This window comes from Bacillus sp. MN7755 (assembly GCF_054771475.1).
This window is the reverse complement of record NZ_BTRL01000047.1, coordinates 1-5866: the sequence shown is the minus strand read 5'-3', so window position 1 is coordinate 5866 and position 5866 is coordinate 1. Positions and strand designations below refer to the sequence as shown.

Below are 5866 nucleotides of genomic sequence, written 5' to 3'. Positions count from 1 at the left end.
AACTTTTAGGGGTCACTTCAGATTAGCTCCGATTTCAGCAGCATCATTATTACCTGGTGAAATGATACGTACTCTTACAACGTATTCAATAAGTTGTTGTTCTTGAGTAAGAACGGGAATATCATCTACCAATGTAAAACTAGTATTGGCGCTATCAGTACCGTTGGCTTGATCCACGGTATAAAATATTTGTTCTTCTGTCCCAAATGCTTGTCTCCTACGATAAATAGAAAATAGTACATTAGGAGTTCCGGCTGTAGCTCCCCATCCTATTGTGCTAGTCAAAAAAACTCGATTTGTAATATTATCGATAACTAATCTAACTCGTGCTAAGTCTCGAAAATTAGGAGATTTAGGAATACTAATTTCTACACTTTCTCCTTTAGCTGGTTGGTCAAAAACGAATGATTTGAATATATCATTATTCTTTTTATCATTTTCATGTTTAGAAGGTAAATTTTTAGGGTTGGGATCAGGTTTATTCATCTTGTATTTGTTCACCTCCATAATTGGCTTGTCCTATACTATTTAATATATTAGCGACAAGGCGGAAGTGTAACGGCTTTTTTTCTATAAGATAGAAAGAATAGCGTTTTTTTATTTTGGGGGGATTTTTATTTGTTGGCTTGATGGTGATGGGGTAGCGCCACATGCCCATCAACTTAAAATTTTTATAACACCCCAAAACAAAAAAAATGTACATTTTCACATGAAGATGTCAATTTTCTCGTTTTGGAGATATTTGTATTTCTTAACTTGAAAGCGATGTGACACTATCCCTACTATAAAGATAACCAAAATTTAGAAATCATGTTTTTAGTAGAAAATAGCTATTCTAAATAGTGAATTCATAATTATAAGGAGGAATTTAATTATGACAGTAATTACTAAGCTTAAACAAACTATTTCTGGATTAAAAAGTGCTCAAGCATGTTTAGAAGGATTTGTTCTTGATACTGACAATCAGCAAGCAAAACAACTGTATCAAAATGCAGCTCAGCAAACGCAGACAATTATTGATTCTTTAGAACCACGTGTTCAGGAGGTTCTACAAGACGAGCCCCAGTATAATCAATAAAACACATTAATCTTCAAATTTTTTGCAGAGGTCTTATCCTAATTAGATTTATATACCTGGGGTCCTGCCGTATACCCATCAAGTGAAGAAACTTCGCATAAATTTGTCCTTATAGGTCAAAATATATAAGGTATTGTGCTGAAATGCACTTGCCTATTCTAAATAAGGAGTGAGATGAATGGCTGATAAAAACGAACGTGACCGTGTTGACAATGATGCTGGCGAAGCGGTAGGAACTGGTGTCGGTGCTGTCGCTGGAGCTGCTTTGGGTTCTGTTCTTGGTCCACTTGGTACAGTTGCAGGAGGAGCGATGGGTAACAAAGTCGGCGAAGGTGTCGATGAGGCTAATGACAGTGTTGCGAACCGAGAAGATTAGACTTTAACCAAAGTTACACTGAATGAATTGGATTCCCAAAAAGGGAGTACTTTTTTTATTAAGTTAATTCAGCTTTTTTAGGTACATCCCCAGTAAGATTGTGAATCAATTCACTTAAAGTAACGGGTGCGTTAGTTCAACAAGCTAAAAGCAGCAATCATAATCATTTTCTTGATCTTCCGCAATCGGGCGCTATTGCGGAATAAACCTTAGATTTTTAATCGACTTTATTGTTATATTTTTGAGTACAGCGAAGTATCTTATATCGGAAATTAAACAACTATATTTTAACCCCGTCCTAAACTTAGAACGGGGTTATGCTTGTTTTAGCTTTTCAAATTTAATAGCACCACCTAAATGGAAGTTTTATCTCACAACGAAGAGGTAACTCCAGTTCTAAAAGAAGGGCCTGAAGTGTTTTGGGTTTGTAGAGTTGATAGATGCTTTAAAATATGTTTCACCAAGTCGTGATAAACCTTTTAAAGCTAATAAGCATATTACTGAAAATTGGGATGATAACTGGGATAGTGTAAATTCACAGTGGAAAAATGTAATTGGAGGATTATCAATTTCTAGTGTCCAAGGTGAAGCATTCAAGGAAGTTGCTAGTACCATAGAAGGTTTCTTTAAGGAACAGGAATGACTTAATAGTCATTCCTGTTTGTTTTTTTGTGGTATCAAGTTAAGAAGCACATTCTTCCCCAAAAATAATAAAAATGAACTCCGGTGCTATAAAAAAATTTCATTTAGGGGGTACTTTAAAATCTTAGCTTGATGGGCATGGGGTACCGGCAGCATTTCGGAAAAAACCCAAGCAAAGCAAAAAAATACAATAAGCTACCCATCTAGACAGCTCATTTACATGATTTTCGATATAGGAAGTGAGATCCTCCAACTCTTTTAAAGACCTGCCCTGGGTCTACATCTTGCGATACAAGCAGTTTGTTCTGCAAATCATGATTCGATGCAAGCGGGGTGACTTCTTAGGCCCCACCACCTTACACTCAAAAGCAAGGAAAATAACGAAACTTAATAATACACCCTTTATCGTGGGCAGGATTGAATATATTTATTAAAAATATATTCTTGTCCAATCCATTATCATTCTCGAATCATTTAATACTACAAAGGGGGTGAGAACATGGAAAACAATGAAAATATCACGTTTCGATTTGTAAAAAATGATGGCGAAGAAATTAATTTGGGAAATCTTGCTGACAAACGAAAAATTGTCATTGTCATTAATAATCAGATTACATTTGCACCGAATACAACACAAATTGCCAGTGGAGCCGGACAAAACAGTGCAGCAGGAAATAATGCAGCAATCGATTCATCGAATACTGAACAGCAACAAACGGTAGGCGCTGGAGGCAAAGCGATAAATAAAGGAATGAGTGGGGAGCAGATTGAGCCTCATAAAATGAAAAAAGAAAATTCAGATGAAGAGGTAGAATTTGTACTTATCATCAATAATCAAATTAATGAAACCAGTGAGGAACAGGCAAGTGCTACTCAAGTGGCAAGTGGTGGTGGAGAGGACAGTGCAGCGGGAACCAACGCTGCCATCGAAAGTTCTAATACCAAACAGCAACATGCAGTGGGAGGCGGAACGGGTAGTTTGGCAGAAAACGAAGGTGAAGAAGGCGACCAAATAGAGAAATTAGAAAAATGCAAAAAACGCAGAGAAAAATGCAAAAAACGCGATTAAAGAAAAAAATCTGGATTTTCAGATCCAGATTTTATTTGACATGGAAGTTTTTTTGTGCGTTTTTTTGAGTCTAATATTTCTAGAATATACCTAGTCACTAATTCTTCGAAGGCGTGGAAGTCTGATTTATATTACAGAGAGTTGACAAGCGAGAAAAAGTAGCATTAACATTTGATGATGGTCCTGATAATCATTCCCCCCCCCTCTAATCTTGGATATTCTTTCTGAGAACAATATTCCAGCTACTTTCTTTGTAGTTGGACAGCAAATCAATTATGTTCCAGAAATAGTAAAAAATTTATAAGAGAGGAACATACACTAGGAAATCATAGTTGGAGTCATCCGAATTTCACCAAACTCACAACCTCTCAAGCGAAAGAAGAAGTCTTATCTACAGAAGAAGAAATCATTTCATTGACAGGAAATAACCCAACATTATTCCGTCCTCCATATGGCGAATGTACCGAAGCAGATTTTCAAATGATTAATGAACTAGGTACAAGTTGATTATGTGGTCAGTCGATACACTTGATTGGTCAGGAATATCAAGTGAACAAATCTTATCAATTGTAAAAAGAGATTTATCACCTGGAGCAATAATATTGCAGCATTGAATTAAGACGTTATCAGGAGTATTAGATGGAACTGTAAAAGCATTGCCCATTATAATTAATGACTTACTCAGTAAGGGGTATGAGTTCGTAACGGTTCAAAAATTATTAGAAATAGAATCGTAATTCATTACATATAAGGGGATTAGATTTTTTTAGGAGTGAGGCTATATGAGGATTTTATTTTTAGAAAGTCATCCAATGTGGATTTATGGACTTCCAAATGGTTTTTGCGATGCGGGCCATGAAGTACTGATTTCAGGACCGATTACTGAAGATGGAATACGTCAAATGATTTCGAATTATAAACCAGATCTCATCATTACAATTGGGCACACGCTAGAGCATACAAAAGAAAAGCAATTATTAATTCGAAAATATGTAAAACCTTCAAATATTCCTCATATTTATTGGGCGACAGAAGACCCAGGATATACTTTCACTTTTTCTCTCCCGCTAATTCAAACCATTCAACCAGACTTTGTATTTACGATTTGTCCAGCAAGAGTCGATTTTTATAAAGAACAGGGCATCCAAGCTGCACATTTAGATTTTGGATATCATTTGAGTGTCCATTCTCCTACAAAGATTGAAGCAAAATATGATGTAACTCTTGCTGTTGTAGCAAACGGATATCCAATGCTTTATGAAAAAAGGCCAGATCATTTTCGATTTAAGGCACTTAAAACATTAATCAGCCCATTTTTAGAAGAGAATAGTAGAATTGATTTCTGGGGGCGTTACTGGGATGAAATGGATCACATTATAGGGAGAAAAATCCCCGATGAATGGATTCATGGATACCTCCCTTATACGGAAGCAAATAAAGTGTATAGTTCAGCAGATATTGTTTTAGGAGTGCAAAACCATTTAACTCAAGTTACTCAAAGAACCTATGAGGTTCTCGGATCCGGAGGGATTTTACTTACGAACGATACTCCAGAAATAAGAAGGCTTTTTCAGCCTGGAGAAGATCTTATTGTTTCTTCTTCAGCAAAAGAAACGATAGATTTAGTTAAATACTATTTAAATAATCCAAAAGAACGTATGAAGATAAAAGAAGCGGGAATGAAGAAAGTTAAAAGGTACTCATATGAACAACGAGCTAAATATATTATCAAAACAATTATTGAGGCTAGACTTATTTCGAGAGAATTTTTGAAAACAGGGGAAGGAAGCATGACACATTACTATGATGTGCTAAAAAAGGAATATGATATATATGTTGCGCAACCGCAAGATAATTTATGGAGGATTTCTAAGAACCTCGGGGTAAGTATAGAAAAACTTAAGCGCTTAAATGGATTAAGAACAGATAATATTAGTGTTAATCAATTGTTGAAAATTAGGAAAAAGTGAATCAAATTTTTGCAGCACTTCATTATATATACAGTGTTACGTTCACCATTTACAAATAAAATCGAGATGAAATCTAACAACTTGTGAGAATTTTAGGGGAATAGTGATAAAGGAATAAGGGAACCCGATAAAAGGTATCGAGACCATTCATGCCCTATATAAACAAAGGCGAAGTCTTCAAAGAGACTTCGCCTTTTCAACGTATAATAGACTTCAACAATTACTAGCTTTAAAAGTGTTACAAGTACAAGCATAAGAACAATAAGACAATGTCTTTTTTATTATTATAAAACATATATAATGATGAAAATGGTCGCGTTCTAAAACATATTTTATGAATTTTTTCAGATAGGGGGATGTTGATGAATAGGCCATGGATTGGCAAGGGAATATGGAACCAAATTTGCAAGGAGAAAAAGCCGAACATTCAAGACGATTCATGCGAAATAAGAAAAAAAAAGGAAGATCTAGAAACTGCATTCGAGAAAGAAGATGTAGAGGTAGTAGCTGATTCAGAAAATGAAACTAAATTCGAGAAAGAAGATGTAGAGGTAGTGGCTGATTCAGAAAATGAAACTGCATTCGAGAAAGAAGATGTAGAGGTAGTAGCTGATTCAGAAAATGAAACTAAATTCGAGAAAGAAGATGTAGAGGTAGTGGCTGATTCAGAAAATGAAACTGCATTAGAAAAAGAAGATGTAGAGGTAGTAGCTGATTCAGAAAATGAAACT

At 35.4% G+C, this 5866-nt stretch carries 6 protein-coding genes and 2 pseudogenes; 7 read left to right on the top strand and 1 reads right to left on the bottom strand.

The features are described 5' to 3' along the window. Positions 1–12 precede the first annotated feature (12 nt). Entirely contained in the window at positions 13–486 is a 474-nt protein-coding gene (locus tag ACYVEC_RS30215) for a hypothetical protein (protein WP_460509542.1), read from the bottom strand. Positions 487–874: 388 nt separating this feature from the next. On the opposite strand from ACYVEC_RS30215, the gene ACYVEC_RS30210 reads away from it, so the two are divergent. The 7 genes and pseudogenes from ACYVEC_RS30210 to ACYVEC_RS30180 form a co-directional block, all read left to right on the top strand. Further along, a complete protein-coding gene (locus ACYVEC_RS30210; protein WP_063221362.1) occupies positions 875–1078 on the top strand; it encodes a DUF1657 domain-containing protein in 204 nt (67 codons plus the stop codon). Between the two features lie 178 nt (positions 1079–1256). Then, positions 1257–1454, top strand: a complete 198-nt coding sequence (locus tag ACYVEC_RS30205; RefSeq protein WP_460509540.1) for a hypothetical protein — start codon at positions 1257–1259, stop codon at positions 1452–1454. 433 nt (positions 1455–1887) lie between these two features. Continuing rightward, complete coding sequence (locus tag ACYVEC_RS30200; protein ID WP_063221364.1) at positions 1888–2097, top strand: hypothetical protein; 210 nt, start codon at positions 1888–1890, stop codon at positions 2095–2097. A gap of 498 nt (positions 2098–2595) precedes the next feature. Beyond that, positions 2596–3165: a hypothetical protein gene (locus ACYVEC_RS30195; RefSeq protein ID WP_063221365.1), complete on the top strand. Its 570-nt coding sequence runs from the start codon at positions 2596–2598 to the stop codon at positions 3163–3165. A gap of 211 nt (positions 3166–3376) precedes the next feature. Then, positions 3377–3672 (top strand): annotated as a pseudogene (locus tag ACYVEC_RS30190) (polysaccharide deacetylase family protein). Positions 3673–3947: 275 nt separating this feature from the next. Then, a complete protein-coding gene (locus tag ACYVEC_RS30185; RefSeq protein WP_275718935.1) occupies positions 3948–5135 on the top strand; it encodes a glycosyltransferase family protein in 1188 nt (395 codons plus the stop codon). Between the two features lie 362 nt (positions 5136–5497). Further along, a pseudogene (locus ACYVEC_RS30180) lies at positions 5498–5866 on the top strand (BC_2427 family protein); the annotation flags it as partial.